The sequence below is a fragment of the Flavobacterium taihuense genome (genome assembly GCF_019351435.1).
In the GTDB taxonomy this organism is placed as follows: domain Bacteria; phylum Bacteroidota; class Bacteroidia; order Flavobacteriales; family Flavobacteriaceae; genus Flavobacterium; species Flavobacterium taihuense.
The window spans coordinates 1-829 of the sequence record NZ_JAHWYN010000061.1 but is presented as its reverse complement, the minus strand read 5'-3'; the positions used below and the strand labels follow the sequence as shown (position 1 = coordinate 829).

1 protein-coding gene is annotated in these 829 nt (G+C 44.6%); it reads left to right on the top strand.

Annotated features, from left to right (window positions below):
- Positions 1 to 829, top strand: an 829-nt coding sequence (locus tag KZH69_RS20370) for a SprB repeat-containing protein (protein WP_219319304.1), incomplete at both ends; no start/stop codon positions are given.

The window sequence follows — 829 nt, the reverse complement described above, 5'->3', positions numbered from 1 at the left end:
GTTTTATCCTGTAGCATTGTTCAAGACGCTCCTGCTAAATGTTATGGAGACAGCAATGGTACAGCAACAGTGACTGCCGTTGGCGGAAATGTTGGCTACACTTATTTATGGGACAACGGAGAAACTAATGCGCAAGCAATTGCCCTAAACGCAGGCAATCATACCGTGACCGTTACCGACAATTTAGGATATAAAACAAGCTGTAACGTAACCATTGGACAACCTGAGGCTGCCATAACTTGTTCAGTGATTCAAGACAAAGCCGTTACTGCCAATGGCTTAAGTGATGGTCAAGCCACTGTCACTCCTCTTGGTGGAAATGGAGGGTATACTTACTTATGGGATAATGGAGAAACTACTGCAAAAGCGGTGGCTCTTAACGTTGGATTGCATACCGTAACGGTTACAGACTCTAAAGGTTGCAAAACCACTTGTGACGTTACCATCACACAACCTGATGTTTTATCCTGTAGCATTGTTCAAGACGCTCCTGCTAAATGTTATGGAGACAGCAATGGTACAGCAACAGTGACTGCCGTTGGCGGAAATGTTGGCTACACTTATTTATGGGATAACGGAGAAACTACTGCACAAGCAATTGCCCTAAACGCAGGCAATCATACCGTGACCGTTACCGACAATTTAGGATATAAAACAAGCTGTAACGTAACCATTGGACAACCTGAGGCTGCCATAACTTGCTCAGTGATTCAAGACAAAGCCGTTACTGCCAATGGATTAAGCGATGGTCAAGCCACTGTCACTCCTCTTGGTGGAAATGCAGGTTATACCTACCTATGGGATAATGGAGAAACTACTGCAAAAGCGG